Genomic DNA, 26,997 nt, shown 5'->3' on the forward strand with positions numbered 1-26,997 from the left:
GCCGTGCTGCGGCTCGCGCTCTTCGACCTCGACGACACCCTCTTCGCCCATGCCCGCGCTGTGCGGGAGGGGATCGTCGCGTACGCCGCCTCGCTCGGCGCCGCCTACGCCGGCGAGCCGGCCGACGTGCAGCGCCGCTGGCACCTGCTCGAGGAGGAGCACTACCACCGCTACCTCGCGGGCGAGCTCGACTACGAGGGCCAGCGCCGGGCGCGCGCCACGGACTTCGCCGCGGAGGCCGGAGTCGGGCTGACTCCCGAGGAGGCGAGCTCCTGGTTCCGCGGGTACCTCGAGCACTACGTCGCCGCCTGGACCCTCCACGACGACGCGCTGCCCGTCCTCGACCGGCTCGACGCCGCCGGAGTCCGCCTCGGCGTCATCACCAACGGCGTGCTCGACTTCCAGCGGGGGAAGATCGACGGCACGGGCCTCTCCGGTCGCTTCGAGCACGTGATCGCCTCCGGCGACGTCGGCGTCGCCAAGCCGGACGCGAGGATCTTCGCGATCGCGTGCGAGCGGTTCGGGGTCTCTCCGGAGGAGGCCCTCTACGTCGGCGACCGGCTCGGCACCGACGCCGTCGGAGCGGCCGCTGCGGGCCTGCGCGGCGTCTGGCTCGACCGCGTCGGCGGTCCCGAGCACGGCCGCATGCTGCCGCCCGAGGCGGTCGAGCTGGGCGTGCGCCGGATCGCTTCCCTGGACGAGCTGGACGCGCAGCTCGGGCTGTCGGCGGACTGAGGCCCCGCCCGGTCCGGGTCTCGATAAGCCACCTGCAGCGACTACGCGACCAGCATGCAGGTCCGAATTGCCGGGTCTCGATGAGCCGTCTGCGGCGACCACTCGACCAGCATGGGTGTCCCCGAACCACCCCGTTGCGATACCCGTTGCGCCGTCGTCGGAACGACGAAGCGCCCCACCCGACCCGAGGGTCGGACAGGGCGCATCACCGTGAACGGACTCACGCCATCCGCTCGTCGCGCGAGGCGAACGTGGAGGACGCGTGTCAGCGTCGTCCCCTAGCCGGACGCGACCCGCTCCCCGAGACGCGACCACCTCGATGAGCCGACCGCGCCGCGGCAGGCAGGGACTGCCGCGGAGAAAACTACTGCACGTCCTCGTCGATCCAGTCGAAGGTCTTGGTGACGGCCTTCTTCCAGAGGCGGTACTGGCGGGCGGCCTCGTCCTGGTCCATCTGCGGGGTCCAGCGCGAGTCCTCCTGCCAGTTCTGGCGCAGGTCGTCGAGGTTCTCCCAGAAGCCGACCGCGAGACCGGCCGCGTAGGCCGCTCCGAGCGCGGTGGTCTCCGCGACGACCGGTCGGACGACCGGGACGCCGAGGATGTCGGCCTGGAACTGCATGAGCAGGTTGTTGGCGATCATCCCGCCGTCGACCTTGAGCTCCTGCAGGGGGACGCCGGAGTCGGCGTTGACCGCGTCCAGGACCTCGCGGGTCTGGAAGGCGGTCGCCTCGAGCGCGGCGCGGGCGATGTGGCCCTTGTTGACGTAGCGGGTGAGGCCGACGAGGGCTCCGCGGGCGTCGGAGCGCCAGTAGGGGGCGAACAGACCCGAGAAGGCGGGGACGAAGTACGCGCCTCCGTTGTCCTCGACCGTGGCGGCCAGCGCCTCGACCTCGGGGGCCGAGCCGATGAGGCCCAGGTTGTCGCGCAGCCACTGGATCAGCGAGCCGGAGACCGCGATCGAGCCCTCGAGCGCGTAGTGCACCTCGCCGTCGCCGAGCTTGTAGCCGATGGTGGTGAGCAGACCGTTCTTCGAGTGGACGATCTCGGTGCCCGTGTTGAAGATCAGGAAGTTGCCGGTGCCGTAGGTGTTCTTCGCCTCGCCCGGGTCGAACGCCGCCTGGCCGAAGGTCGCGGCCTGCTGGTCGCCGAGGATGCCGGCGATCGGGACTTCGCGCAGCAGCGACGAGGACTCGACGTGGCCGTAGACCTCGGAGGAGGAGCAGACCTCGGGGAGCATCGACTTCGGGACCCCGAAGGCCTCGAGGATGTCGTCGCGCCACTCGAGGGTCTCGAGGTCGAGGAACAGGGTGCGGGAGGCGTTGGTGACGTCGGTCTTGTGGACGCCGCCGTCGATGCCGCCGGTCAGGTTCCAGAGGACCCAGGTGTCCGTCGTGCCGAAGATCAGGTCGCCCGCCTCGGCCTTCTCGCGAGCACCCTCGACGTTCTCGAGGATCCAGACGATCTTGGTGCCGGAGAAGTAGGTCGCGAGCGGGAGGCCCACGATCGACTTGAAGCGGTCCGCGCCCTCGTCGCCGGCGAGGCGGTCGACGATCGACTGGGTGCGGGTGTCCTGCCAGACGATGGCGTTGTAGACGGGCTTGCCGGTCGTCCTGTCCCAGACGACAGCGGTCTCGCGCTGGTTGGTGATGCCGACGGAGGCGATGTCGTGGCGGGTCAGGTCGGCGCGGGAGAGAGCCTGGCCGATCACCTCGCGGACGTTGTTCCAGATCTCGATCGGGTCGTGCTCGACCCAGCCGGCGCGCGGGAAGATCTGCTCGTGCTCCTTCTGGCCGGTGGAGACGATCGATCCCTTCTTGTCGAAGATGATCGCGCGGGACGACGTGGTCCCCTGGTCGATAGCGATGACGTAGTCAGCCATGAATGATTACTCCTTCGTAACGGGGGTGAAAGGAAGCGCGGCGGTCTAGAGGACCGGGAGCAGCACGAGCGAGGCGAGGCCCGCGAGCACTCCACCGACGATCGGGCCGGCGACGGGCACCCAGGCGTAGCTCCAGTCGCTCGAGCCCTTGCCCTTGATCGGCAGGAGAGCGTGCGCGATGCGGGGGCCGAGGTCGCGGGCGGGGTTGATGGCGTAGCCGGTCGGGCCGCCGAGGGAGGCGCCGATCGCGATCACCAGGATGGCGACGGGCAGCGCGCCGAGCGCGGCCAGACCGCCGTCGCCCTGACGTCCGCCGCCGAAGCCGATGACGACGAAGACGAGGACGAAGGTGCCGATGACCTCGGTGACGAAGTTCCAGCCGTACGAGCGGATCGCCGGGCCGGTCGAGAAGACGCCGAGCTTGTTCGCCGCGTCGGGCTCCTCGTCGAAGTGCTGCTTGTAGGCGAGCCAGCAGAAGACGGCACCGAGGATCGCACCGATCATCTGGGCGAGGATGTAGACGAGGATCGAGACGATGTTGACGGGCACGCCGGATCCGAACTCGGTCGCTCCGCTCGCGACGAGGCCCAGGGTGACCGCGGGGTTGAGGTGCGCCCCCGAGTTGTACGAGACGATCACACCGGCGAAGACCGCGAAGCCCCAGCCGATGTTGACCATGAGGGTTCCGCCGTTGAGACCCTTGCTCTTCACGAGCGCGACGTTGGCGACGACACCGCAGCCGAGGAGCACGAGCATGGCCGTTCCCACGACTTCGGCGAGGAAGACCACTCCGAGATTGTCCACGTTGACCTTTTCCTTTTCGTAAGACGGACGCGCACAGGCGTCCGCGGCGGGCTTCGATGCCCGACGGTGTGAAGTTATCGGCGCCCTGTCCTAGCGACAAGGAACGGCGCGTGCACGTTTGTGCGTTGTCACGACGGAAGCCCCGGTCGAGGTGGTCCTCGGTCCGGGGCTTCCGTCGATCCGCGCCTGATCGCCGATCAGGAGGCGGGCACGGCCGTCGGGGTCTGCACCGAGGTGCCCCCGACGTCGACGCCGTTGTACTCCTTGAGGTGCGCGATGGTCGCGTCGACCTCCGACGCGCGGGCGGCGTCGTCCCAGCCCAGCACGGCGCCCGTGTGCTCGGCGAGCTCCTCGAGGAGCTCGCGGCTCAGGCCGCCCGTGAAGGCGTGGTTGGTGCGGCGCATCACCAGGTCGATGAGGTGCACCACGCTCTCGCGCTGGGCGAGGTAGCGGATCTCACCGGTGGTGAAGTCCTTGTCGAAGTCGAGCGCCTCGTCGTGTCCGTCGGCCAGGGCCTCGATGACCTCCTGCGCGCGGGTGCCGTAGCGCTCGAGCAGCTGGCCCGTGCGGGCCGAGGAGAGCCCGGAGCGGTGCTGGCTGATCCACTGCGCGCGGGACGCGTCGGTGCGCGGGAAGCCCTTGCCGCCTCCGATGGGGGTCTTCACGGTGGAGACGCGACGGGTCACGCCGATCCGCTTGAAGACCTCGTTCGAGAGGTGCTCCGACAGGGCGCGGAACGTCGTCCACTTGCCGCCGACCAGGCTGAGCACGGGCGAGCCGTTGCCGGGGAGCGTCGAGGGCTCGATGCGGTAGTCGCGGGAGACGAAGCCCGGGGCCTCGTCGTCGTGGCGGGGCAGCGGGCGGATGCCGGAGAACTTGAAGACGATCTGCGAACGGTCCACGCGGATGGCCGGGAAGACGTGGTTGACGAGCTCGAAGAAGTAGTCGATCTCCTCCTCCGTGCACACCGCCGGCTTCGTGGGGTCGGCGTCGATGTCGGTCGTGCCGACCATCACGCGGCCCTTGAGCGGGTAGATGAGGACGATGCGTCCGTCGCTGTGCTCGAAGAACATCTCGCGACCCTCGCAGGCCTCGACCAGCTCGGGGTTGTCGAGCACGATGTGCGAGCCCTTGGTGCCGCCCATGAATTTCGTGGACGTGCCGAGGGCCGTGTTGGTGAAGTCGGTCCACGGTCCGGAGACGTTGACGACGACGTCCGCCGCGAAGGTGAACTCCTCGCCGGACTCGCGGTCGCGGAGGACGACGCCCTTCTCGTCGGCGCCGACGGCCTCGACGTAGTTGGCCGCGCGGGCCTTCCTGCCGCCGATCAGCGCGTCGTGGAGCACGTCGAGCGCGAGGCGCTCGGGCTCGTGCACGGAGGCGTCGAAGTAGGTGGCGGTGTACTTGATCTTCGGGTCGAGCTTGGGGAGCTCGTTCAGCGAGCGCTTGCGCCCGTGGAACTGGTGGCGCGGGACCGTGCCGCCGTCGCGGGAGAAGAAGTCGTACATCGTGAGGCCGACCTTGATCAGCAGCGCACCGCGCTCCTGCGGCTTGCCCGACTTGTGGGTCAGGAAGCGCAGCGGAGCCGCGAGGATGCCCGAGAACGTCGAGTAGATCGGGATCGTCGTCTGCAGCGGCTTCACGTAATGGGGAGCGATCTTCAGCAGGCCGTTGCGCTCGTGCACGCCCTCGTTGACGAGTCGGAACTCGCCGTTCTCGAGGTAGCGGATGCCGCCGTGGATCATGTGGCTCGAGGCGCTCGAGGCACCGGAGACGTAGTCGCCGCGCTCGACGAGGGCGACGTCGACGCCGTTGAGCGCGAGCTCGCGGAAGGTCCCGATGCCGTTGATGCCACCGCCGATGACCAGGACCGTGGCGCGGGGGTTGTCGCGGAGAGCAGCGACGCTCTCGCGCAGAGCGGAGTTTCCGGGAGTTCCGTCGGACTGTGCCACTTCGTACTCGCCTTCGTGTCGTAGGGGTGTCGTCGAGGCCTCCGCACCAGCGTGCACCGGGGAGATGACCGATTGATTTCGCGGAGGAATACAGCCATCCTTGACCCGACAACACATCCGGTCAAGACGGGTGGAAATCCGTGCAGGGAGCGCTATGACCCCGGTGAGACCGGTCGTCGAACTCGACGAGACGACCCACGCGACCCATCCCGACAAGACGCGGGACGCGCTGCGTGCGGCCCAGCTGTACTACATGCAGGATCTGACGATGGACGCGATCGCGCACGAGCTGCACACGTCGCGCTCCTCCGTCTCGCGCCTGCTCTCGCACGCCCGCGCGACCGGCCTGGTCGACATCCAGATCCGCTCCCCCCTCGACCGGGCGAGCGCCCTCTCGGCCGAGGTGCGGTCCCACTTCGACATCACGGCGCACATCGTGCCGGTGCCGGACCACACCAGCGAGATCGACCGGCTCGAGCGGGTCGCCCTGTCCGCAGCGAGGATCCTCGGGCAGTTCATCGACTCGAACATGATCGTCGGCATCGCCTGGGGCTCCACGATGAGCGCGATCAGCCGCCACCTGATCGCCAAGGAGACGCACAACACGCAGATCGTGCAGCTGAACGGCGCCGGCAACACCGAGACCACGGGCATCAACTACTCGAGCGAGATCCTCCGCCGCTTCGGTGACGCCTACGCGGCGAAGGTCCAGCAGTTCCCGGTGCCGGCGTTCTTCGACGACCCGACCACCAAGCAGGCGGTGTGGCGCGAGCGCTCCACCCGACGGGTCCTGGAGCTGCAGCAGCGGATGGACGTGGCGCTGTTCGGGCTCGGGTCGCCGTTCGCGGCGGTCCCCTCGAAGGTCTACATCGGCGGCTACCTGGAGCCGAGCGACTTCACCTCGCTCAGCGGCTCCGGGGTCGTCGGCGACGTCGCGACGGTGTTCTACCGGTCCGACGGCAGCTGGGACGACATCCCCATGAACGAACGTGCAAGCGGTCCGGACCTCTCCACGGTGCGCCGCGCGTCGCGCCGGATCTGCGTCGTGTCGGGCGCCTCGAAGCTGCCGGGCCTGCGCGGCGCCCTGGCGGCCGGCCTCATCACCGACCTCATCCTCGACGAGGGAACGGCCCGCGCCCTCATCTCGGACTGACGCCTCCCGCCCCCTCCGCGGGACGCCGCTCGGGTACGCGGCACGCCGACACAGGCGCACCGGAGCGGCGTCTCGCGGGAGCGGTCAGGACTCGCGGGCGTGCGCGTCGAGGAACTCGTAGACCTCGGCGTCGTCGATGCCCGGGAAGGTCCCCGACGGGAGCGGCGCGAGCACGTGCGCGTGCAGGCGCGCGCTCGGCCAGGCGTTGCCGTCCCAGCGCGCGGCGAGCTCCGACGGGGCGCGTCGGCAGCAGGACTCGTCGGGGCAGCGGGAGAGCTCGCGGCGGTCGGTGTCGCGGCCTCGGAAGAAACGGGCCTCGGCGAACGGGACGCCCACGGTGATCGAGAACTCCTCGGTGGCGGTCGTGCCGGTCTGCGACGCCGACCAGAAGGTCCCCGCCGGGGTGTCGACGTACTGGTAGTACTCCGTCGTCCGGTTGGTCCGGGTGAACGCGGAGCGCGCCGACCAGTAGCGGCAGACCACCTGGCCCTCGACGGCCCCGGTGACGTCGGTCGGCAGCGGCAGCCCGTCGTTCTCGTAGGCCTTCTGGATCGAGCCGTCTCCCAGCACCCGCAGGAAGTGCATCCGGATGTCGAGGTGCGAGGTGAGCAGGTTCGTGAAGCGCAGGGCGGCGGCCTCGTGGGTGACGCCGAAGCCGTCGCGGAAGTCCTCCACCGAGATGTCCCGCTCGCGCTTCGCCTCCTGGAGGAACGCGACCGCCGGCTCCCGCGGCATCAGGCACGCGGCGGCGAAGTAGTTGATCTCGAGGCGCTGGCGGAGGAAGTCGGCGTAGGTCACCGGCCGCTCGTGCCCGAGGAGGCGGTGCGCCATCGCCTGCAGCGCCAGCGCCCGCAGGCCGTGGCCCCCGGGGATCGAGGCGGGCGGGAGGTAGATCCTGCCGTTCGCGAGGTCGATCACCGAGCGGGCGGAGTGCGGCAGGTCGCCGACGTGGATGATCTCGAAGCCGAGGTGCCGGGCCATCTTCGAGACGGAGCTGTGGGTCAGTGCTCCTCCGCGGTGCCCGACGGTGCGGAGCATCTCGCCCGCCACCTCCTCGATCTCGGGCAGGTAGGAGCTGCGCTCGCGCAGCTGGAGCCGCTGGGCGGTGTTGGCCCGGCGCGCCTCCTCCGGTGTGGCACTCGCCTCGCTCCGGCGCCGTGCGAGCTCGCGGTAGACGCCGAGGAACGCCTCCAGCACGGGCGTGCTCAGCCCCTTGTTGACCTTGAACTCGGGCAGGCCGAGCGAGCGGTACAGCGACCCCTTCTGCACGCGCGCCAGCTCGATCTCCAGCGCGGCCCGCTCGCTCGGCGGCTCGTCCGAGAGCAGCGCCGCCAGCTCGACGCCGAGCGCGGCCGCGAGGCGCTGCAGGAGGGAGAGGCGCGGCTCGCGGCGGCCCGTCTCGATCAGCGAGAGCTGGCTCCCCGACACGTCGACGCGCTCGGCGAGCTGCCCGAGGGTCAGTCCGCGCCGGGTGCGGAAGTGGCGCAGGCGCTGCCCGAGCAGCACGGCGTCGGAGCCCGGGGCGGGTGTCGAGGGATCGGTCACGGCGAGCTCCAGCGGTCGGTTGTGACGGAAGCGCAAAAAGGCGGTTTCTTGACCGCCTGAGCGCCGGGAATACCTCCTGATCCTCCTCCATCCTGGCTTCAGGCGCCACTGAGCGCCCCTCCCGGCCCGGCCGGCCTCTTCCCGGCTGCGGCCGGCGACTCCCCACCCCCGTCGACGACGACCACCGAAAGCGGAGCCAGCATGAGCATCTACAGCAACACCGTCCGACTCGAGCCGAGCACCATGACCGCGCCGACGTCCGTCCCCGCGCCCGTCGTGCCGCCGGCGCCCCTCGCCCTCCGCCGCTGGGTGCGCGAGACCGCCGCGATCCTCCAGCCCGACGCGATCGAGTGGAGCGACGGCTCCCCCGCGGAGTGGTACCGCCTCACCGAGCGGCTCGTCGCCTCCGGCACGCTCCTCCCGCTCAATCCGGAGTGGCGGCCCGGCTCGTTCCTGGCCCGCACCGACCCGGACGACGTCGCCCGGGTCGAGGACCGCACCTTCATCTGCACGACCGACGAGGCCGACGCGGGACCGACCAACAACTGGCGCGAGCCCGCCGCGATGAGGGCCGAGCTCGCTCCCCTCCTCGACGGAGCGATGCGCGGACGGACGATGTACGTCGTCCCGTTCTCGATGGGGCCCGTCGGCGGTCCGCTCTCGCAGCTGGGCGTCCAGGTCACCGACTCGGCCTACGCGGTGCTGAACCTGCGGATCATGGCGCGCGTGGGCTCCGAGCCGCTGGCCGCCTTCACCGAGGAGACCCCGTTCGTCCGCGGCGTGCACACCGTGGGGCTGCCCCTCCGCGACGCGGACGGCGTCACCCGCGAGGACGTCGCCTGGCCGTGCAGCCCCGTGAAGTACATCACCCAGTTCCCGGAGACGCGCGAGATCGTCTCGTACGGCTCCGGCTACGGCGGCAACGCCCTGCTGGCGAAGAAGTGCTTCGCCCTGCGCATCGCCTCGGCGATGGGGCGCGAGGAGGGCTGGCTCGCCGAGCACATGCTGCTGATCCGCATCGTCTCGCCCGAGGGACGGCGCTACCACGTCGCCGCCGCCTTCCCGAGCGCGTGCGGCAAGACCAACCTCGCGATGATGCAGCCCGCGATCCCCGGCTGGCGGGTCGAGACGCTGGGCGACGACATCACCTGGATGCGCCGCGGGGAGGATGGATGCCTCTGGGCGATGAACCCCGAGACGGGCTTCTTCGGCGTCGCTCCCGGCACCGGGGAGACCTCGAACCCGAACGCCGTGCAGACGCTCTGGGGCAACACGATCTTCACCAACGTCGCGCTCCGCGAGGACGGCGACGTGTGGTGGGAGGGCCTGACCGACGAGGTCCCGGAGCGGCTGACCGACTGGCGCGGGCAGCCGTGGACGCCGGCGTCCGGCACGCCCGCCGCGCACCCCAACTCCCGCTTCACCGCGCCGGCCGCGCAGTGCCCGTCGCTCTCCGCCGACTGGGACGCCCACGAGGGCGTGCCGCTGGACGCGATCGTCTTCGGTGGCCGACGGGCGAGCAACGTCCCGCTGGTCACGCAGGCCACCTCGTGGCAGCACGGCGTCTTCCTGGGTGCGACCGTCGCCTCCGAGAAGACCGCGGCCGCGGAGGGCACGGTCGGGGAGCTGCGCCGCGATCCGTTCGCGATGCTCCCCTTCTGCGGCTACAACATGGCCGACTACTTCGCGCACTGGCTCGCGATCGGCGCTGAGCTCGGCGATGCGGCGCCGGCGGTGTTCCAGGTCAACTGGTTCCGGAAGGACGCGGACGGCGAGTTCCTCTGGCCCGGCTTCGGCGAGAACGCGCGGGTGCTGCAGTGGCTCGTCCGCCGCCTGGAGGGGCTGGCGGAGGCGCGGCGGAGCCCCCTCGGCGACCTGCCGGTCGCGATCGACACGCACGGGCTCCGGCTCTCCGCGGCCCAGAAGGAGGAGCTGTTCTCCGTCCCGGTGGAGGCGTGGCTGGAGGAGTGCGCGCTCACGGAGGAGTTCTTCACGCGGTTCGGCGACCGGCTGCCGCCCGAGCTGTCCGCCGAGCTCCAGGCCCTGCGGCTCCGGCTCCTCGCCGAGAAGCTGCCGCTGGCGGCCTGATCCCCCTGACCGAGCCGGCTCCTGCCGGACACCCCTGTGGCCCGCGGGCGGATCATCCCCCTTTCCTCGCACCCCCGCGGGTCCACTCCCCCCTTCCGCTCCCACGACGACGGGCACCATGACCGACCGCATCACGCTCCGCTTCCTCGCCGCCCCGCAGGACGCCACCGCCGACGGCCGCAGCGCCCAGGCCGGCCGCGTCCTCGAGTGGATCGACAAGGCCGGCTACGCCTGCGCCGTGGGCTGGAGCGGCGGCTACTGCGTGACGGCGTACGTCGGCAACGTCCACTTCACCCGGCCCATCTCGGTCGGCAACCTGATCGAGGCGACCGCCCGCGTCATCCACACCGGGCGCACGAGCATGCACGTGCTGGTGCAGGTCGCGCAGGCGGATCCGCGGACCGGCCTCTACGAGGACGCCACGCACTGCCTCCTCGTGTTCGTGGCCGTCGACGACGAGAAGAGGCCGCGGTCGGTCCCGGAGTGGCGGCCCCGCTCGATCGAGGACCTGTCCCTCGCCGAGGGCGCCGCCGCGCGCATCGAGGGCCGCCGGAGGCTGCACGACGTGATGCGCGCCCAGGAGTACACCGAGGAGGGCACCGGTCCGCGGATCGTGTTCCGCTTCCTCGCGGCACCGGGAGACGTCAACTGGGGCGGCAACGCCCACGGCGGGATCGTGATGCGCTGGATCGACGAGGCGGCCGACGCGGTCGCGCAGCGCTGGACCGGCCGCGACTCTGTGGCCGTCTACTCCGGGGGGATCCACTTCTACCGTCCGGTGCGCATCGGGCATCTCGTCGAGGTGGAGGCGCGCCTCATCCACACGAGCGCCCGGAGCATGCACCTGGCGGTGCACGTGCGCTCCGGGGACCCGCGGACCGGCGAGCTGGAGCTGACCACGCAGTGCCGGAGCGTCTTCGTGGTGCGGGGCTCCGACGGGGCGGCCGAGCCGGTCCCGCCTCTCGAGCCGCGGACCGAGGAGGACCGGCGTCTGGACGCCCATGCGCGCGAGCTGATCCTCCTGCGCGCGGCGCTGCCGCCGCTCCCGCTCGCGGGGACGGCCGGCGCTAGGGTCGGAGCGTGAAGCTGCCGATCCTCGTCCTCAACGGCCCGAACCTGAACCTGCTCGGCACCCGCGAGCCCGAGCTCTACGGCTCGGACACCCTCGTCGACGCCGAGGCGCTGGCGGCGGAGGCGGCCGAGCGGCACGGCTTCACGGTCGAGACCTTCCAGAGCAGCTCGGAGGGCGCGATCGTCGACCGGCTGCACGCGGCTCGCGGCTCCGTCTCGGGAGTGGTGCTCAACGCCGGGGCGTACACGCACACGTCGATCGCGATCCGCGACGCCGTCCTCGCGACCGAGCTGCCGATGGTCGAGGTCCACGTGAGCAACGTGCACCGGCGCGAGCCGTTCCGGCAGCACTCCTACCTCTCGGACGTCGCGATCGCCGTGATCGTCGGCGCGGGGATCGCCGGCTACGGCTACGCGGTGGACGTGCTCGCGCGAGCGGCGGAGAAGCGATGAGCGGCCTCGGACGCTCCTTCGGCAGCGCGGTCGACGCCTACGACCGCGGGCGGCCCGGCTACCCCGACGACGCCGTCGACTGAATCGTGGGGCACGCCCCCGCGCCAGTGGCGGGCGCCTTCATCCCGGAGCGGGCCCGCGCGGCGGGAGCCGACGCCTCCGATCGGCTGCGCGCGGTGGACCTCGGCGCGGGAACGGGCAAGTTCACCGCGTCGCTCGCGTCCCGCGGCCTCGCCGTGACCGCGGTCGAGCCCGACGCGGAGATGCTCGCGCGGCTCGCCTCGAATCTGCCGGGGGTCCGCCCCGAGGAGGGGACGGCCGAGGCGATCCCCGCCGCGGACTCCTCCGCGGAGCTCGTCACCGCCGCGCAGTCGTGGCACTGGGTCGACGCCGAGCGCGCGGGAGCCGAAGTCGCCCGCGTCCTGGTGCCGGAGGGCGTGCTCGCGCTGGTGTGGAACATCCGCGACGAGTCGGTCCCCTGGGTGCGCCGGCTCGGCGAGGTCGCCGGAGCCTCCACCGCCGAGCGCTTCGAGACACTCCGGCCGCCGCTCGGCTCCGCTCTCGAGCGGGTGGCGTTCGCGGCCTTCGAGTGGTCCTTCGAGCTGGACCGAGCCGGGGTGCGGGACATGTTCGCGTCCCGCAGCTCCGTCATCGCGATGCCCGACGAGGAGCGCGCCGCGGTCCTCGCGGCGGTCGACGCCGTGGTGGACGAGGAGTCGGGCGGGAGCGGGACCGTCGCGATGCCGTACTCGACGCGCGTGACGATCGCGCGCCGCTCCTCCTCCGCCTGACTCCGCGCCGCGCGCCGCGGACCGCCCCGCCCGCCGACTACCCTCGGAGGGCGCCGCACCGGCGCGAGCACCGAGAGCACGAGGAGAGACGCACGTGAGCATCATCGCCGCCGCAGACGGGTCCGCACTGGGCAACCCCGGCCCCGCCGGCTGGGCCTGGTACGTCGACGACGAGCGCTGGGCCGCGGGCGGCTGGTCGCACGGCACGAACAACATCGGCGAGCTCACCGCGGTGCTCGAGCTGCTGCGCGCGACCGCGCAGGAGGAGGAGCCGCTGCACATCCTCTGCGACAGCCAGTACGCCATCAAGGCCTGCACCGAGTGGCTGCCGGGCTGGAAGCGGAAGGGCTGGCGCAAGGCCGACGGCAAGCCGGTGATGAACGTCGAGATCATCAAGGCGCTCGACGAGGAGCTGCAGGGCCGGGCGGTCACCTTCGAGTGGGTGAAGGGGCACGCCAACCACCGGATGAACGAAGCCGCCGACGTCCGCGCCCGGAGCGCCGCGACCGCCTACCAGCGCCGGCAGCCCGTCGACGCCGGACCCGGATGGCCGACGGCCGCCGCCGCGCCTGCCGCGGCCGCTGCGCCCCCCGTCGAGGACTCCGCCACCCTCTTCTAGCCGCGTTCCCCCTGGGGCAGCCGCAGCAGCCCCGTCGCCACCAGCTCGCGCACCCGCGGCAGCACCGAGTCGGACACCGCCTCCTCCTCGACCTGGAGGAGCGAGGCGACCGCCGCCGCGATCGCCGCCACCGTGAGCTCGCCGTCGCAGGCGCCGACCACGGCGGCGAGCGCCGTGTCGACCTCCTCGACCCGGGCGAAGCCGCCGCCCTGGCGCAGCCGCAGCACCGTCGGATCGTCGTTGCCCGGCCAGTAGTGCCGCTCCTCCGTGACGTCTCCGGCGACGACCAGGGCGAGACCCGCCAGAGCGCGATCGTCGATCGACGCGAGGGCCTCGGCCGCGTCGAGGCAGGCGGCGAGGTGGCCGCCCAGGCCCGCGGTCGCCACCGGCGTGGTGATCCGCTCGAGGCGGCGGATCGGCGGGCGGGGCTGCTCGGGCAGGCGGAGCGTGACGTAGCCGAAGCCGACGCCGGTCACCCCGCGCCGCTCGAAGTCGGTCAGCCAGGCGTCGACCAGCGCGTCGAACGCGGGGCCGCGAGTCGTGCCGCCGTCCCGGATCCAGGTCTCGGCGTAGACCGCCGGATCCTGACGCTCGCGCTCCACGACCCAGACGTCCAGCGGAGAGGCGGTCCCGCCCATCCAGGCGTCGAGCCCCTCGGGCCCCGCCTCGAGCGCCTGCTCCAGCGGGCTGCGGGCGTCGGCGAGCCAGTCCGCGATCCGGTCGAAGGCGTCCGCGCCCTCCCGGTACTCCCAGTTCCCCAGGAGCTGCGCGACACCGCCGGGCACCAGGTGCTCGGCTGCTCCGAGGATCACGCGGCGCACGATCTCGTCGCCCTCCAGCCCGCCGTCGCGGTACTCGTAGGAGGGGACGCCCTCGACTCGCGGCGTGATGACGAACGGCGGGTTCGTGACGATGTGGTCGAAGCGCTCCCCCGCGACCGGCTCGTAGAGGCTGCCGAGGCGGAACTCGATGTTCTCGATCCCGTTGAGCGCCGCGGTGAAGGAGGCGAGCGCGAGCGCGCGCTCGGAGATGTCGGTGGCGACCACCTGCTCGGCGTGGCGGGAGGCGTGCAGCGCCTGGATCCCGCAGCCGGTCCCCAGGTCGAGCACGCGGCCGACGGGTCGCTGGATCATCAGGCCGGTCAGCGTGAGGCTCGCGCCGCCGACGCCGAGCACGTGGTCCTCGTCGAGCGCGCGGCCGAGGGCGAGCTCCCCGAGGTCGGAGGCGATCCACCAGGAGGCCGCGCCGCGCTGGTCGACCACGTCGTAGGGGCGCAGGTCGAGGGCCGCGGTGACGACGGCTCCGGCCTCGACGCGCACCAGGCCGAGCTCCACCGCCCCCTCCAGCGCGAGAGCGCCGAACGCCTCGTCCGCGTCGTCGGCCGAGACGGGATCGGCCAGGAGGAACAGGCGGGCGAGGGTGGCCAGCGCGTCGTGGTCGCCGCTGCGCTCGAGGGCGCGGCGGGCGGGGACCCGGTCGCCGCGGTGCAGCGCCTCGGCCGCTTCGTCGCCCCAGAGCCCCCGCACGGCGTCCACGCCGTAGCGGGCGCGGATCAGATCGTCGCGCAGGAGGGCGATACGGGCTCGGTCGAACGGGTCTGCGGAGAACACCGCTCCATCCTCCTGCACGCGGGTCGGCCACCGGGGCCGCCGCGGCCGTACGATCGGAGGCATGCCGCTGACCGGAGAGTACGAACCCAGCACGTCCGAGTGGGCCCGCGAGCAGGCGGAGCTCTACGAGCGGACCGGCGGAGCCGAGGGGAACCTCCTCCGCGGCCGCCCCATCATCGTCCTGACCACCGTCGGCTCGAAGAGCGGGAAGCTCCGCAAGACCGCGCTGATGCGCGTCGAGCACGAGGGCGAGTACGTGGTCGTCGCGTCCAAGGGCGGCGCGCCCGAGCACCCCGTCTGGTACGGCAACATGCTCAAGGAGCCGCACGTCGAGCTGCAGGACGGGCCCGTGAAGAAGGACTACGCCGCGAGCGTGCTCGAGGGCGATCTGCGCGCGGCCTGGTGGGAGCGCGCGGTCGCCGCGTGGCCGGACTACGCCGAGTACCAGACGAAGACCGAGCGGCAGATCCCGCTCGTGCTGCTCACTCCCTGGTCCTGAGCGCGGCGGGCGGCTCGGCCCGTCGCTGAGGCGGCCGTCCTCCGGTCGAGGTCGCGCCGCACGGCAGGCGCCTCACGCGGGCGGCGAGCCCAGCGGATCCGGTCCGGCCTCAGACCCGGGCCGCGATGAGGTCGAGCACCTTCGGGCTCGAGAGCAGCGCGAAGTGGCCGACCACCGAGACCGCGATGTTCTCGTGCGCCCCGGCGAGGCGGCTCCCTCCGGGGATGTACTGGTCGCGCATCCCGTAGATCGACGTGATGCGCGCGTCGGCCTCGCGCTCGGCCAGCAGGGTGCGGATCAGCGGGCGGTGGGGTGCGAACTCCCGGAGCGCCCGCGCCGGGGCGATCCGTGCGAGCGACGAGCCGTTGAACGGGGTCGAGACGGCGATCATGCGCTCGATCCGCCCGTCCTCGCGGTCGTCGACGACCATCATGTGCTTGCCGATCAGGCCGCCCTTGCTGTGCGCGACGACGACGACTCCGCGCAGATCGTGCTCGCGCAGGTAGTCCTGGCCGAGTCCGGCCGACGCGACGATCGGCCGCGTGTTGTAGCCGAGCGCGGGCAGCACGTGGATCGGATGGCCCGCCGCGTGCAGCCTCTCGGCGATGGGCCGGAGGAACTGCCACGTCTCGTAGATCCCGGGGATGAGCAGCACCGGAGCGCCGTCGCCGGACGCGTACCGCGACACGTCCCAGCCCTCCCGCAGGTGCACGAAGCGCGAGCCGTAGGCGTAGCGGTAGTCGCGGAGGTACGCGCGCCGCAGCGAGGTCGAGCGGCGCGGGCGGGCGGAGTCACGCGCCGGCATGGGCCCGCTCCAGCTCCGCGATGTCGAGGCGGCTCATCGCGAGCATCGCCTGCAGAGCGCGCGCGGACGCCTCGGGGTCGGCGCCTCCGAGCAGACGCGGGAGGACCTCCGGCACGATCTGCCAGGACAGCCCCCAGCGGTCGCGGAGCCAGCCGCACCGGCTCTCCTCGCCGCCGTCCGCGATCAGGGCGTCCCACAGCCGGTCGAGCTCGGACTGGTCGCCGACGGTCACGACGATCGAGACGGCCTCGGTGAACGGGAACCGCGGCCCGGCGATGATCGCCTGGAACCGCTGCCCGTCGAGCTCGAACGTCACCGACAGCACCTCGCCGGGCGACGGGGAGCCCTCCGGCAGCACCTGGCTTCCGGTGATCCGCGAGTTCGGCACCAGCTCCGTGTAGAAGCGCGCCGCCTCCCCCGCGCCGTCGTCGAACCAGAGGAAGGTGCTGACCGCGCCCATCGGAGTCTCCGTCCTGCGCGGGAGGGTCTCCGCGGCTCCCTCAGTGTGCCGCGGTGGCGCCCTCCCCGCGACGGATCACAGCGGGTTGACGCCGAACGCCGTGGCCAGCTTGTCGATCTTCTTGGCGCGGCCCAGCCGGGGCAGGTCGCTGCCGTCGCGGATGACGCGGCCGCGGGCCTCGAAGTCGTCGAGGAAGTCGCGGGCCCAGGCGACGTCGGACGGCGTCGGGCTGATGACCTCGTTGATCACGGCGAGCTGCTCGGTGTCGAGGCAGAGCTTCCCGGTGAGGCCGAGCGAGACCGTGAGCGCGGACTGCTCGCGCAGCACGGGGTGGCTGTTCGAGACGGTCGGGCCGTCGATCGGGCCGGGCAGGTCGCCGATGCGCGAGGCGACGACCAGGCGCGAGCGCGGGTAGGCCATCGCGAGGTCGTCGGCGCTGGTGCCCGTGTCGCGGCGGTAGTCGCCGCTGCCGAACGCGAGGCGGAAGGTGCCGCGGGCGCGGGCGATCGAGACCGCCTCCTCGATGCCGAGGGCGGACTCGACCAGGGCGAGCACCGGGGTAGAGCCGCCGAGGCGGTCGAAGGTCTCGGTGACGTGCTCAGCGGCCTCGGTCTTGGCGAGCATGACGCCGGCGAGGCCGGGCAGGCCCTTCAGCGCGTCGACATCGTCGGACCAGAACGGGGTGGAGTGGTCGTTGATGCGGACCCAGGCGCGCTTCTCGCCGGTCAGCCACTCCGCGACGTCGGTCCGCGCGTCGGGCTTCGCCTTGGGGTCGACCGCGTCCTCGATGTCGAGGACGATCTGGTCGGCGCGGGACGCGTGCGCGGCGTCGAACGTGTCGGTGCGGGTGGCGTTCACCAGCAGCCAGGAGCGCGCGATCTCGGGGGCGACGTCGCGCCCCTTCCGCTTCGCGATGGCGGTGGTGGTGGTCTCGGGCAACGTCACGTTCGGGTCCTCTCGGTGGCGCGGTCCTCGCTCCGCGGACGCCACCGCTCTGCGACGGCGCCGGGGACAAGGGTAGCGGCTCCCCGTCGGCGGGGCTCCGGGCACTCCGGCGTCTCTCCACTCCGGGGCTGCGACGCCCCGAGCGCTCCGGATCAGCGGCCCTCCGGGCGCTCCCACAGCGTCAGCACCGTCGTCGGCACCCGGATCCGCTCGCGCGCGACGAACCCCGCCTCGGCGAGCACCGTGTCCGCCTCGCCCTCCGGCAGCGCCTGCCAGACCCGGTCCTCCCCGGCGAGCGCGGCGTGCAGCGCCTCGCCCTCCAGCAGGACGTCCGAATACGTGCCCGTCGTCCCGTACGGAGCGGCGAGGGCGACATCGTCCACGCCCGCGAACGCCTCCGGGTAGGCGGCGAGCGCCAGGCGAGGCCGGAGCGAGACCGTCCCGGAGGAGCCGAGGAGGACGGCGTCGCCCGGACGGGCCCGCTCCTCGACGGCGGCCGCCAGACCGCGGAGATCCTGCCCGGCCGGCTTCCCGGTGACCGTGCGCATCTGCACCAGGACCGGCACGGCGGCCACCGCGATCAGGGCGAGGAGGGCGACGCCCGTCCGGGCCCTGAACGAGTCGAGCGCGAGGCCGAGGAGGACCGCGAGAGCGGGCGTGCTCGACGCGAGGTAGCGCGGAGTGAACATCGGCTCGACGAGGAGGGTCCCGAGCACCAGCACCGCCGTCGGCAGCACGATCCAGAGGACGAGGGCCGGCAGGAGCGGCCCGCGCAGGCCGCCCCGCACCGCGGCGACCGCGAGGAGCGCGACGGCGATCCCGGCCAGCCACCACGCGGATCCGAAGAACGGCTCGACCAGGACGGTGAACGCGGTCACGGGCTGCGAGCGGAGCCAGCCGACCTGGCCGCTCTGCCCTGCGGCGAGGAGCAGCACCGGCACGGCGCCCAGTGCCGAGAGGGCGCTCGCCGGAAGAGCCCGCACGGCACCCCGGGGCGCCGCGGCCGCGGCGAGAGCGACGAGAGCCGGCAGCACCAGCACGGAGTAGAGGAACACGGCGTCCGCCAGACCTGCGACGGCCGCGAACGCGGTCCAGCGCAGGGCGCCTCCGGAGCGGGCCGCCCGCACGACGAGGACCGCCGCTCCCACCACGAGCGCGGTGGCCAGAGCAGAGGATCGCGCCTCGGTCCCCGAGAACGAGGACCGAGGGAGCAGCACGAGCACCGCGGCGGCGAGGAGTGCCGCCCGGGGCCGGTCGAACGATCGCAGCAGGACGACGACGCCCGCCGCCGCCGCTCCCGTGGCGAGAGCGGACGGCGCCCGCACCGCGAGCTCCGACTCCCCGGCGATCGCGATCCAGCCGTGCATCATCAGGCCGTAGACCAGGTGCACCGCGTCCTTCTCCTGCACGAAGGCGAGGAGCTCCCCCACCGGGAGCCGCGCCAGGCGGAGGGTCGCGGCCTCGTCGTTCCAGTAGGAGGGGATCCAGGAGCCGACGAGGGTCAGCGCGGTGGCGAGGGCGAGGACCGCGCTCGCGGGCAGGGTCCGGAGCGCGCGCATCCCGCCAGCGTAGAGGCCGGGCTCAGCGCGCCGAGCGCTCGGCGAGACCCTTCGCGTACGCGGCCTGGCCGACGTGCTGCGTGTCGTCGTCGATCACCGAGACCAGCCGCACCCCGAGGGTCACCGGCGGATCCCACTGCTCGTCGACGACGCGCTCGAGGTCCTCGTCGCCGAGCGTGTCGAGGAGGGCGAGCGTCTGCCGGTGCACGGCGTCGGCGTACTCCGCGAGCAGCGCGGCCGGCACCGCGGCGAGCGCCGCCACCTCGGCCGGCTCCTGCCCGTAGCCGGTCTCGTCGGGCCCGAAGGGCAGGCCGGACCGGCCGTGGAAGCCGTCGGCCGTCCACACCTGCTCGTGGCCGGCGAGCGGGGCGAGGTGGTCGTCCTGCACCCGGACGAGATGCCAGACGAGCCAGGCGGGCGAGTTCGAGCGGGCGTCCGCGCGGAACGCGAGCTGATCGGGGGTGCTGTCGTCGAGGACGGCGTGCACGTTCTCGTGCACCCGGCCGAAGGCGTCGCGGAGGAGGTCGATGGCTGCGCTCATGCCGCCAGCCTGCCGCTCCCGCGCCCGGTGCGGCACCCCCTCCGCGCGCCTCGGAGGAAGTGCGGAGGCGGGTGCCCGATACTCGGCCCGTGACCTCCGGATCCTCGAACCTGGCGACGAAGCCGTGGCTGACCTCCTACGCGGAGGGCGTGCCCGCCGAGATCGACCCTCCCACCCAGACCCTCGTCGACCTGCTCGAGGACTCGGTCGCGCGGTACCGCCGCGGCACCGCCCTCGAGTTCTTCGGCGCCGAGACCAGCTACGCCGAGCTCGGCGAGCAGGTCGCGCGCGCGGCGGAGGGCCTGCGGCGTCTGGGCGTGCGCGCCGGCGACCGCGTCGCGCTGGTGCTCCCGAACTGCCCCGAGCACGTCGTCGCGTTCTACGCGGCTCTCCGCCTCGGAGCGATCGTGGTCGAGCACAACCCGCTCTACACGCCGCGCGAGCTGCGGCGGCAGTTCGAGGACCACGGCGCCCGGTTCGCGGTCGTCTGGGACAAGATCGCCGACGTCGTCGCGACCATGCCCGCCGACCTGGGCATCGAGCGCGTCGTCTCCGTCGACCTCACCCGCTCCTTCCCGCTCGGCAAGCGCCTGGCGCTGCGGCTCCCCCTGCCGTCGGTGCGCCGGTCGCGCGAGAAGCTGACCGCGACCCCCCGCAGCCGCTCCCTGGTGCCCTTCGCGTCGCTGCTGAAGAACCGCCGCATCGCGCGCTCGCACCCCCGCCCGGTCCTCGGCGACACGGCCCTGCTGCAGTACACGAGCGGCACCACCGGGACGCCCAAGGGCGCGATCCTCTCGCACGCGAACCTCCGTGCGAACGCCCTGCAGGGCCGCGCCTGGGTGCCGGGCCTGCGCGAGGGCGACGAGACGTTCTACGCGGTGCTCCCCCTGTTCCACGCCTACGGGCTGACGCTGTGCCTGACCTTCGCGATCAGCATCGGCGCGAAGGTCGTGCTGTTCCCGGCCTTCGACGTCGGCCTCGTGAAGGCGGCCGCGAAGTCGTCGCCGCCCACCTTCCTCCCCGCGGTGCCGCCCGTGTACGACGCGCTGGCCCGCGCCTCCGAGCGCCACGAGCTCGACCTGCGCGGCATCCGCTTCGCGATCTCGGGAGCGATGAGCCTGCCGGTCGCGACGGTGGACCGGTGGGAGCGCGCGAGCCGGGGACTCCTGGTGGAGGGCTACGGCATGACCGAGAGCTCGCCGGTCGCCCTCGGGAACCCGGTCGGCCCGACCCGCCGGCCCGGCACCGTGGGCGTGCCGTTCCCCAGCACGACGATCCGCCTCGTCGACCCCGCCGATCCGTCGGTCGACCGCGGCCCGGGCGAGTCCGGCGAGCTCCTGCTCCGGGGGCCGCAGGTGTTCCAGGGGTACTGGAAGCGGCCGGAGGAGACGGCCGAGGCCCTCCTCCCCGGCGGCTGGCTGCGCACGGGCGACATCGCGACCGTCTCGGCCGACGGCTTCGTGACGATCGTCGACCGGGCCAAGGAGCTCATCATCACCGGCGGCTTCAACGTCTCCCCCTCCGAGGTCGAGGGAGTGCTGGAGTCGCACCCGGACGTGACGCGCGCGGCCGTCGTCGGGCTCCCCCGCGAGGACGGCGGCGAGAGCGTCGCGGCGGCCGTGGTCCTGCGGGCCGGGACGGCCGTGGATCCGGAGGCGCTGCGCGACTTCTGCCGGCTGCACCTGACGCCCTACAAGGTGCCCAGGCGGATCGTCCCGGTGGACGAGCTGCCGACCTCGCTGATCGGCAAGGTGCTGCGCCGCCAGGTGCGCGAGAGTCTGCTGGACTGAGGCGACCGGAGCGGGCGGTGGCCCGCGAGGAGGAGGACGACATGGCGAGGATCGTGCAGTACGAGCGGATCGGCGGGCCCGAGGTGCTCGAGACCGTCGAGGCGCCGGAGCCCGAGGCGGGGCCCGGCACCGTGGTGGTCGCCGTCCGCGCGGCCGGCGTGAACCCGATCGAGTGGAAGGTGCGCTCCGGCCTGCGCCCGAGCCCGCCGTTCGACGGTCCGCGGAGGCTCGGGTCGGACGGCTCCGGCGTGGTCTCCGCCGTCGGTCCGGGAGTGACCGGTTGGAGCGTCGGCGACCGGGTCATCGTCAGCGGCGCCACCGGCACCTACGCGACCGCCGTCGCGGTCTCCCCCGACTCCCTCGATCCGCTCCCCGACGGACTCGGCTTCGAGGAGGCGGCCGCGCTCGGCATCCCGGTCTCCACGGCCTACCAGGCGGTGGTCTCGCTCGGCGTCGCGGAGGGATCGACGTTCGTCGTCCACGCGGGCGCCGGAGCGGTCGGCCGGGCGGCGATCCAGTTCGCCGTCGACCGCGGAGCCCGGGTGATCGCCACGGCGAGCCCGGCGAATCACGAGGCGCTGCGCGCGCTCGGAGCGGTGCCGGTCGCCTACGGGCCCGGACTGCTCGAGCGGCTGCGTGCCACGGCGCCCGAGGGCGTCGACCGCGTGCTCGACGCGGCCGGGACGGACGAGGCGCTCGCCGCCTCGCTCGCGCTGGTGGAGGATCCGCAGCACGTCGGAACGGTGGTCGCCGGTCCTCGGGCGGCCGAGCTGGGCATCCGGGCCTGGAGCGGCGGCAGTCCCGTGCCGCTGACCGAGGAGGAGCAGAGCCTCCGCCGCGAGGGGGTGCCGCTGGCCGCCCGGCTGGCGAGCGAGGGGCGCTTCGCGGTCGCGACAGGTCCGCGCCTCCAGCTCGAGCAGGCCGCAGAGGCGCACCGGCTCAGCGAGGACGGCCACGTCCGCGGGAAGATCCTTCTCGTTCCCTGAGCCGGGCCGGCTCCCGGCATCCGTCTCCCCACCGCTTCCCCCGCTCTCACCGTCGAGAAGGAGTTCCCGTGTCCACTGACGACACCACCCCCGTGATCCTGGGGGGCGCCCGCACCCCGTTCGCCCGCTTCTCCGGAGCCTTCGCGCCGCTCTCGGGCGTCGAGCTCGGCGCCGCTGCCATCCGAGGGGCTCTCGAGCGCTCGGGCGCCTCCGCGGCCGACGTCGACGCGGTCGTGCTCGGCCAGGTGATCCAGGCCGGAGCCGGTCAGGGCCCCGCCCGGCAGGCCGCGGTCCTCGCGGGCCTGGGCTGGGACGTCCCGGCGGTCACGATCAACAAGCTCTGCCTGTCGGGTCTCACCGCGGTGATCGACGCGGCGCGGATGATCCGGCTCGGCGAGGCGCAGGTGGTCGTCGCCGGAGGGCAGGAGTCGATGACCAACGCGCCGCACCTCCTGCTCGGATCCCGCTCGGGCCTGGGTGTCGGTCCGCGTCCGCTCGAGGACGCACTCCTCCACGACGGCCTGCTCGATCCGTTCGACCGCCGCCTGATGGGGAGGGTGACCGACGACGGCAACGCCGCACGGGGCATCCGCCGCGAGCGCCAGGACGCCTTCGCCGCGCTCTCGCACCAGCGGGCCGCCGCGGCACGGTCCACCGGCGTGCTCGCCGAGGAGATCGTGCCGGTCGCGGTTCCGCAGCGGCGCGGACCGGACCTCGTCGTGTCCGCCGACGACGGGATCCGGGAGGACAGCACGGTCGAGACGCTCGCCCGGCTGGCCCCCGCGTTCTCGCCCGAGGGCACGATCACGGCGGGCAGCTCGTCCCCGATCACGGACGGCGCCGCCGCGCTGGTCGTCGTGTCCCGCGGCTGGGCCCGCGAGCGCGCACTGCCCTGGCTCGCGACCGTCGCCGAGCACGGGCAGGTCGCCGGACCGGACAACTCCCTGCATTCACAGCCGTCGGCGGCGATCCTCCGGGCGCTCGGCCGCCGCGGTGCAGCGGTGTCCGACCTGGACCTGATCGAGATCAACGAGGCGTTCGCCTCCGTCGTCCTCCAGTCGGCGGACGATCTCGGCGTCGAGCCCGAGGCGGTCAACCCCGACGGCGGGGCGATCGCGCTCGGCCACCCTGTGGGCGCCTCCGGGGCACGGCTGGCCCTGCACCTGGCGCTGGCCCTCCGGCGCCGGGGCGGCGGTATGGGCGTCGCCGCGCTCTGCGGCGGAGGCGGCCAGGGCGAGGCGCTGATCCTCGAGGGCTGACCGGCGGTCCGCCCCCAGGAGTGCATCGGCGCCTCCGGCTACGCTCGCGGGATGAGCATCCTGAGCGCCGACGGCCTCGCCTTCGTCACCGAGCGCCACCTGGCCACCCTCTCCACCCCCGGCCGCCAGGGCCGCCTGCACGTGGTCGCCGTGGGCTTCACCTACGAGGACGGCGTCGTCCGCGTCATCACCTCCCGCGAGAGCCAGAAGGTGCTCAACGTCCGGCGGGGCGGCACCGCGACGGTGGGGCAGGTCGACGGCATCCGGTGGCTGAGCCTGGGCGGTCCGGCCACGATCGAGGAGGAGCCGGACGCCGTGCAGCACGCCGTCGAGCTCTACTCCCAGCGCTACCGCACCCCGCGCCCGAACCCCCTCCGCGTCGCCATCCGCATCGACGTCGACTTCGCCCTCGCCTCCTCCGGCCTGCGCGCGGAGTAGCCGGGTGGCCCGCGGCGACGCGCTGGGCGGGGGCGGTGCCGTCTCCTCCCTCCGCACCTACCGCTACGTCCGCCTCTCCCTGGTGGCGGCCGTGGTGCTCCTCACGGCCGGCCTCGTCCACCAGGTCGTGATCGGAGGCCCGCTGCGCTCGATCAGCGCCTCGTACTACACCCCGGTCCGCTCCCTCTTCACCGGGGCGCTCTTCGCGGTCGGCGTCGCGCTGGTCGTCCTCGCCGGGAGGAGCGTGCGGCGCTTCCTCCTGCTGATGGCGGGCATGACGGCGCCGGTCATCGCGATCGTGCCGGTGCCCCTCGCCTCGGAGGAGCTGCAGCGCCTCCAGGGAGCGGTGTGCCCGGCGGGAGGGGCGTCGTGCCTTCCCACGACGGCCGCGGGTGATGTCGCCGCCTCCCTGCCCGCCTACCTGGTCACGGCCGCGGCCGTCCTCGTCGCCTCCGTGATCCTGCTCGCCCTCGACCGGGTCCTCGACCGCTGGGCGCTCGTCCGCACCGCGATCGCCGCCGCCCTCCTGATCGCTCTGGCGGCCTGGAGCACGCTTCCGTCGTTCCTGCGGCTCGGCCACTACGCCGCCGCCGGCGTCTTCTTCCTCCTCATCGCCGTCACCGCGGGTCTGCACGCCGTCGCGGTGCGCGAGGAGGGAGCGAGCGGGCCGGGGACGCCGCGCTTCTACTCCCGCTGCTACGCCGTTCTCGCGGTGCTGATCGCCGCGGTCGATGCGGCGCTGGTGCTCCTGCTTCTCACGGGGCGGGGAGCGGAACTTCTCGGCGAGCAGTGGCTCCTGCTCGGCGAGGCCGTCGCGCTCGCCCTCTTCGGGATCTTCTGGGTGCTGCAGACCGTCGAGAACTGGGATCGTCCCGACGTGCTGCTCGTCGCGCGGGGCTGAGGGGGCCGGTGGCGGCCCCCTCAGCCGCTCAGCGCTTGAGGGTGATCGAAGCGCTCCGCCCGAGGTTCCCTGCGGCGTCGGAGGCGTGCGCGACGATCGCGTACCGCCCGGCCGGGTAGGAGGAGGCCGAGACGGTCAGGCGCCACGTGCCGTCCGACGCCCTCGTCGCGTCGCCCAGCCGCGTGGCTCCGCTCCAGAAGCTCAGCTTTGTCGTGCCGACGTCGTCCTTGGCGGTGGCGACCAGGGTGACCGAGCCGCGCACCGTCGATCCGCTCGTCGGCGCGGTGATGACGGTCTTCGGAGCCGTCGTGTCGCGCGACGGCGCGGGCGAGCCCGTGGGTGCCGGAGCAGGAGCCGCGGTGGGCGCCGACGTGGGAGTCGGGGTCGGGGTCGGGGTCGGAGCCGGTTCGTCGCCGAGGCCCCAGGCCGTCCACAGCTCCTCCGCGATCATCGCCTGGCCGGCGACGTTCGGGTGGAAGTAGTCGACGTCCGTCGAGAGCTGGTCGAGCGAGATCGGAGCCGCCGTGAGGGCGCCGCCGTCCCAGACGCAGTCGTTCGCGGCGGATGCGCAGGCCGATTCGAGTGCCTCGTTGAAGTCGGCCTCCCGGTCCTCCGCCGCCGCGAGCGAGGCGGTGTAGGCCGAGCCGGTCAGCGGGGCTCCGGTCGTGGCGTCGACTCCGCGCTGGGTCCGGCAGACCCCGCCCCAGGCCCAGATCGCGGCGCCCGGCGTCGGCTTCACGGCCTCCCACTCCGACTCGATGTCCGGGACCGAGCCGACGAGCACCGTCGCCTCCGGCCACTCCTCGCCGATCGAGCGCAGGATCCGGGTCGCCGACGCGGCGAAGGAGGCCGCGGGCGTCATCGCGTAGCCGTCGCGGGAGTCGGGCGAGAGGCTCAGCGAGCAGAGGTCGTTGCCGCCGATCAGCAGCGTGACCACGTCCGGCTCCTCCCCGGCCGCGACCGCGGCGTCGATCCGCGACTCGACTCCGCTGATGACCGCGCCCGACTTCGCGTAGTTCACCGCGCGGACCGCCGTCCGCGGATCCGCCGCCGCCATCCGGCTCGCGATCGAGTCGACCGCGGGCGCCGATCCCGTCGCCCAGGAGTTCTCGACGCAGTCGCGGTTCACCCCGCAGGTCGTCGCCGCGCGCGTGATCGAGTCGCCGAGCGCGAGCAGCGTCTGCGTCCCGGACGCCTGCGCCGGCGGTGCCGCCAGGAGCCCCGCCAGGAGCGCGATCGCCCCCGCGCCGACCCCTGCCGCTCTCCGCCGTGCCCTGTGTGCTGTGGTCCCCATGTCGTCCCGTCCCCTGGTCGTCCGTCGCTCGAGTGCCTCGCGTGCTGCGAGAGCACGAGGGGCGAGCGTACGTCGCTGCGGATCCCCCGACGGACCGGAGGAGAACGGCTCCCGCCCGGCGCGGCCCGGATGGGGGACACGGAGGACGCACGGAGGCGGGCGGCCCACAGCTTCGGGCGCCCGATCGTCAGGACCTGCACGACCGGCCCGCGCGCTCTCCCGCCCGGAGAGCACGTGGACCGACGGCTCCTCCTCGATACTCTGAGGCGATGATCGGCCGTCGCCGTGGAGGGAAGAGGGATCAGCATGGACTACTCGAACGAGGACGATCTCAAGCAGAGGATCGGTATCGACTCCTGGAGGAATCTGTCGAAAGAGAAGTTCATAGCGTTCGCATCCGAGCTGCCGAACATGAGCGAGGAGCTCGCCCTGAAGGTCGTCGAGCAGTTCCCGGATTTCAAGAATCTCGTCCTCGACTCGTTCAGTGAAGTGCGAGATCAGGCGAGTTCAGCCGTTCGAGCCAACTGGAAGAGTCAGAAGAAGGTTCACAGGGCCTTCGCCGAGTACCGCGCCGTCCTGAACCGCGAACTGGATCGTGACACCCTGAGCGCGGCGGACCGCTACTCGGTCCTTCGGCTGTTCAAAGAAGCGATCGACGACGAAGCACTCAAGGATTCGGAGCACAAGGCGTTCGTGCTCCGGGCACTGGGCATCGTCGCGATGGTCGCAGTCGCCGGAGTCTCGACGGGAGTCGCCGTCCTCGGCGGTCGAGCCAGGATCGGCGGAGACGCCTAGTACCGAAGCCGATCCAACGGACCAC

At 72.8% G+C, this 26,997-nt stretch carries 25 protein-coding genes; 14 read left to right on the forward strand and 11 right to left on the reverse strand.

Translation table 11 applies throughout. The features are described from left to right. Positions 1 to 3: 3 nt before the first annotated feature. Positions 4 to 735 (forward strand): HAD family hydrolase, encoded by a 732-nt coding sequence (locus tag C5C50_RS05880; RefSeq protein WP_104273086.1) that lies wholly within the window; start codon positions 4 to 6, stop codon positions 733 to 735. 364 nt (positions 736 to 1,099) lie between these two features. Here C5C50_RS05880 and glpK read toward each other — a convergent pair whose 3' ends face one another. From glpK to C5C50_RS05895, 3 genes are all read right to left on the reverse strand, one after another. Continuing rightward, positions 1,100 to 2,614, reverse strand: coding sequence for a glycerol kinase GlpK (gene glpK, locus C5C50_RS05885; protein WP_104226427.1), 1,515 nt, complete (start codon positions 2,612 to 2,614; stop codon positions 1,100 to 1,102). Positions 2,615 to 2,659: 45 nt separating this feature from the next. Beyond that, on the reverse strand, positions 2,660 to 3,370 hold the full coding sequence (locus C5C50_RS05890) for an MIP/aquaporin family protein (protein WP_374952909.1): 711 nt from the start codon (positions 3,368 to 3,370) through the stop codon (positions 2,660 to 2,662). Positions 3,371 to 3,615: 245 nt separating this feature from the next. Beyond that, positions 3,616 to 5,370 (reverse strand): glycerol-3-phosphate dehydrogenase/oxidase, encoded by a 1,755-nt coding sequence (locus C5C50_RS05895; RefSeq protein WP_258061232.1) that lies wholly within the window; start codon positions 5,368 to 5,370, stop codon positions 3,616 to 3,618. 154 nt (positions 5,371 to 5,524) lie between these two features. Between C5C50_RS05895 and C5C50_RS05900 the strand changes: the two genes are divergently transcribed. Further along, on the forward strand, positions 5,525 to 6,523 hold the full coding sequence (locus tag C5C50_RS05900; protein ID WP_104223198.1) for a sugar-binding transcriptional regulator: 999 nt from the start codon (positions 5,525 to 5,527) through the stop codon (positions 6,521 to 6,523). Between the two features lie 84 nt (positions 6,524 to 6,607). On the opposite strand, the gene C5C50_RS05905 is transcribed toward C5C50_RS05900, so the two are convergent. Next, entirely contained in the window at positions 6,608 to 8,068 is a 1,461-nt protein-coding gene (locus C5C50_RS05905; RefSeq protein WP_104273087.1) for a helix-turn-helix domain-containing protein, read from the reverse strand. 243 nt (positions 8,069 to 8,311) lie between these two features. On the opposite strand from C5C50_RS05905, the gene C5C50_RS05910 reads away from it, so the two are divergent. The 5 genes from C5C50_RS05910 to C5C50_RS05930 all read left to right on the forward strand — a co-directional run bounded on the left by C5C50_RS05910 (position 8,312) and on the right by C5C50_RS05930 (position 13,090). Continuing rightward, positions 8,312 to 10,156: a phosphoenolpyruvate carboxykinase (GTP) gene (locus C5C50_RS05910; protein WP_104273112.1), complete on the forward strand. Its 1,845-nt coding sequence runs from the start codon at positions 8,312 to 8,314 to the stop codon at positions 10,154 to 10,156. A 118-nt stretch (positions 10,157 to 10,274) separates the two neighbouring features. Beyond that, on the forward strand, positions 10,275 to 11,240 hold the full coding sequence (locus C5C50_RS05915) for an acyl-CoA thioesterase (RefSeq protein WP_104246700.1): 966 nt from the start codon (positions 10,275 to 10,277) through the stop codon (positions 11,238 to 11,240). Beyond that, positions 11,237 to 11,680, forward strand: coding sequence for a type II 3-dehydroquinate dehydratase (aroQ, locus tag C5C50_RS05920; protein WP_104226430.1), 444 nt, complete (start codon positions 11,237 to 11,239; stop codon positions 11,678 to 11,680). Before C5C50_RS05915 ends, aroQ begins: the two co-directional genes overlap by 4 nt. Before the next feature lie 86 nt (positions 11,681 to 11,766). After that, the gene (locus C5C50_RS05925; RefSeq protein WP_104273088.1) at positions 11,767 to 12,471 is read left to right on the forward strand and encodes a class I SAM-dependent methyltransferase; all 705 of its coding nucleotides are present in this window, start codon (positions 11,767 to 11,769) and stop codon (positions 12,469 to 12,471) included. Positions 12,472 to 12,565: 94 nt separating this feature from the next. Then, complete coding sequence (locus C5C50_RS05930; RefSeq protein WP_104223203.1) at positions 12,566 to 13,090, forward strand: ribonuclease H; 525 nt, start codon at positions 12,566 to 12,568, stop codon at positions 13,088 to 13,090. Here the strand turns inward: C5C50_RS05930 and C5C50_RS05935 are convergent. Continuing rightward, complete coding sequence (locus tag C5C50_RS05935; RefSeq protein ID WP_104223204.1) at positions 13,087 to 14,763, reverse strand: methyltransferase; 1,677 nt, start codon at positions 14,761 to 14,763, stop codon at positions 13,087 to 13,089. The genes C5C50_RS05930 and C5C50_RS05935 overlap by 4 nt on opposite strands. Between C5C50_RS05935 and C5C50_RS05940 the strand changes: the two genes are divergently transcribed. After that, entirely contained in the window at positions 14,762 to 15,199 is a 438-nt protein-coding gene (locus C5C50_RS05940; RefSeq protein ID WP_104223205.1) for a nitroreductase family deazaflavin-dependent oxidoreductase, read from the forward strand. The genes C5C50_RS05935 and C5C50_RS05940 overlap by 2 nt on opposite strands. Positions 15,200 to 15,308: 109 nt before the next feature. Here the strand turns inward: C5C50_RS05940 and C5C50_RS05945 are convergent, their stop codons facing one another. The 5 genes from C5C50_RS05945 to C5C50_RS05965 form a co-directional block, all read right to left on the reverse strand. Continuing rightward, the gene (locus C5C50_RS05945) at positions 15,309 to 16,004 is read right to left on the reverse strand and encodes a triacylglycerol lipase (protein ID WP_104249466.1); all 696 of its coding nucleotides are present in this window, start codon (positions 16,002 to 16,004) and stop codon (positions 15,309 to 15,311) included. Continuing rightward, positions 15,991 to 16,464, reverse strand: a complete 474-nt coding sequence (locus C5C50_RS05950) for a VOC family protein (protein WP_104273089.1) — start codon at positions 16,462 to 16,464, stop codon at positions 15,991 to 15,993. The genes C5C50_RS05945 and C5C50_RS05950 overlap by 14 nt, the downstream gene beginning before the upstream one ends. 75 nt (positions 16,465 to 16,539) lie before the next feature. After that, complete coding sequence (locus tag C5C50_RS05955; RefSeq protein WP_219814084.1) at positions 16,540 to 17,403, reverse strand: CoA ester lyase; 864 nt, start codon at positions 17,401 to 17,403, stop codon at positions 16,540 to 16,542. 158 nt (positions 17,404 to 17,561) lie between these two features. After that, a complete protein-coding gene (locus C5C50_RS05960) occupies positions 17,562 to 18,968 on the reverse strand; it encodes a glycosyltransferase family 39 protein (RefSeq protein ID WP_104273090.1) in 1,407 nt (468 codons plus the stop codon). 22 nt (positions 18,969 to 18,990) lie between these two features. After that, positions 18,991 to 19,509, reverse strand: coding sequence for a DinB family protein (locus C5C50_RS05965; protein ID WP_104223209.1), 519 nt, complete (start codon positions 19,507 to 19,509; stop codon positions 18,991 to 18,993). 89 nt (positions 19,510 to 19,598) lie between these two features. Here C5C50_RS05965 and C5C50_RS05970 point away from each other — a divergent pair, with 89 nt between their 5' ends. From C5C50_RS05970 to C5C50_RS05990, 5 genes are all read left to right on the forward strand, one after another. Beyond that, positions 19,599 to 21,299, forward strand: a complete 1,701-nt coding sequence (locus C5C50_RS05970) for a long-chain-fatty-acid--CoA ligase (protein WP_104273091.1) — start codon at positions 19,599 to 19,601, stop codon at positions 21,297 to 21,299. A gap of 41 nt (positions 21,300 to 21,340) precedes the next feature. Continuing rightward, positions 21,341 to 22,285, forward strand: coding sequence for an NADP-dependent oxidoreductase (locus tag C5C50_RS05975; protein ID WP_104273114.1), 945 nt, complete (start codon positions 21,341 to 21,343; stop codon positions 22,283 to 22,285). 68 nt (positions 22,286 to 22,353) lie between these two features. Further along, complete coding sequence (locus C5C50_RS05980; protein ID WP_104273092.1) at positions 22,354 to 23,544, forward strand: acetyl-CoA C-acyltransferase; 1,191 nt, start codon at positions 22,354 to 22,356, stop codon at positions 23,542 to 23,544. Between the two features lie 51 nt (positions 23,545 to 23,595). Next, positions 23,596 to 23,982, forward strand: a complete 387-nt coding sequence (locus tag C5C50_RS05985) for a pyridoxamine 5'-phosphate oxidase family protein (RefSeq protein ID WP_104223212.1) — start codon at positions 23,596 to 23,598, stop codon at positions 23,980 to 23,982. A gap of 4 nt (positions 23,983 to 23,986) precedes the next feature. Then, positions 23,987 to 24,883, forward strand: a complete 897-nt coding sequence (locus C5C50_RS05990) for a hypothetical protein (protein ID WP_104273093.1) — start codon at positions 23,987 to 23,989, stop codon at positions 24,881 to 24,883. Between the two features lie 28 nt (positions 24,884 to 24,911). On the opposite strand, the gene C5C50_RS05995 is transcribed toward C5C50_RS05990, so the two are convergent. Next, positions 24,912 to 26,177, reverse strand: a complete 1,266-nt coding sequence (locus C5C50_RS05995) for a GDSL-type esterase/lipase family protein (protein ID WP_104273094.1) — start codon at positions 26,175 to 26,177, stop codon at positions 24,912 to 24,914. Positions 26,178 to 26,483: 306 nt separating this feature from the next. Here C5C50_RS05995 and C5C50_RS06000 point away from each other — a divergent pair, with 306 nt between their 5' ends. Further along, positions 26,484 to 26,972, forward strand: a complete 489-nt coding sequence (locus C5C50_RS06000) for a hypothetical protein (RefSeq protein WP_104226443.1) — start codon at positions 26,484 to 26,486, stop codon at positions 26,970 to 26,972. The last annotated feature ends 25 nt before the right edge of the window (positions 26,973 to 26,997 follow it).

Origin of the sequence: Rathayibacter sp. AY1D9, from assembly GCF_002932395.1 — a bacterium.
Classification (GTDB): domain Bacteria; phylum Actinomycetota; class Actinomycetes; order Actinomycetales; family Microbacteriaceae; genus Rathayibacter.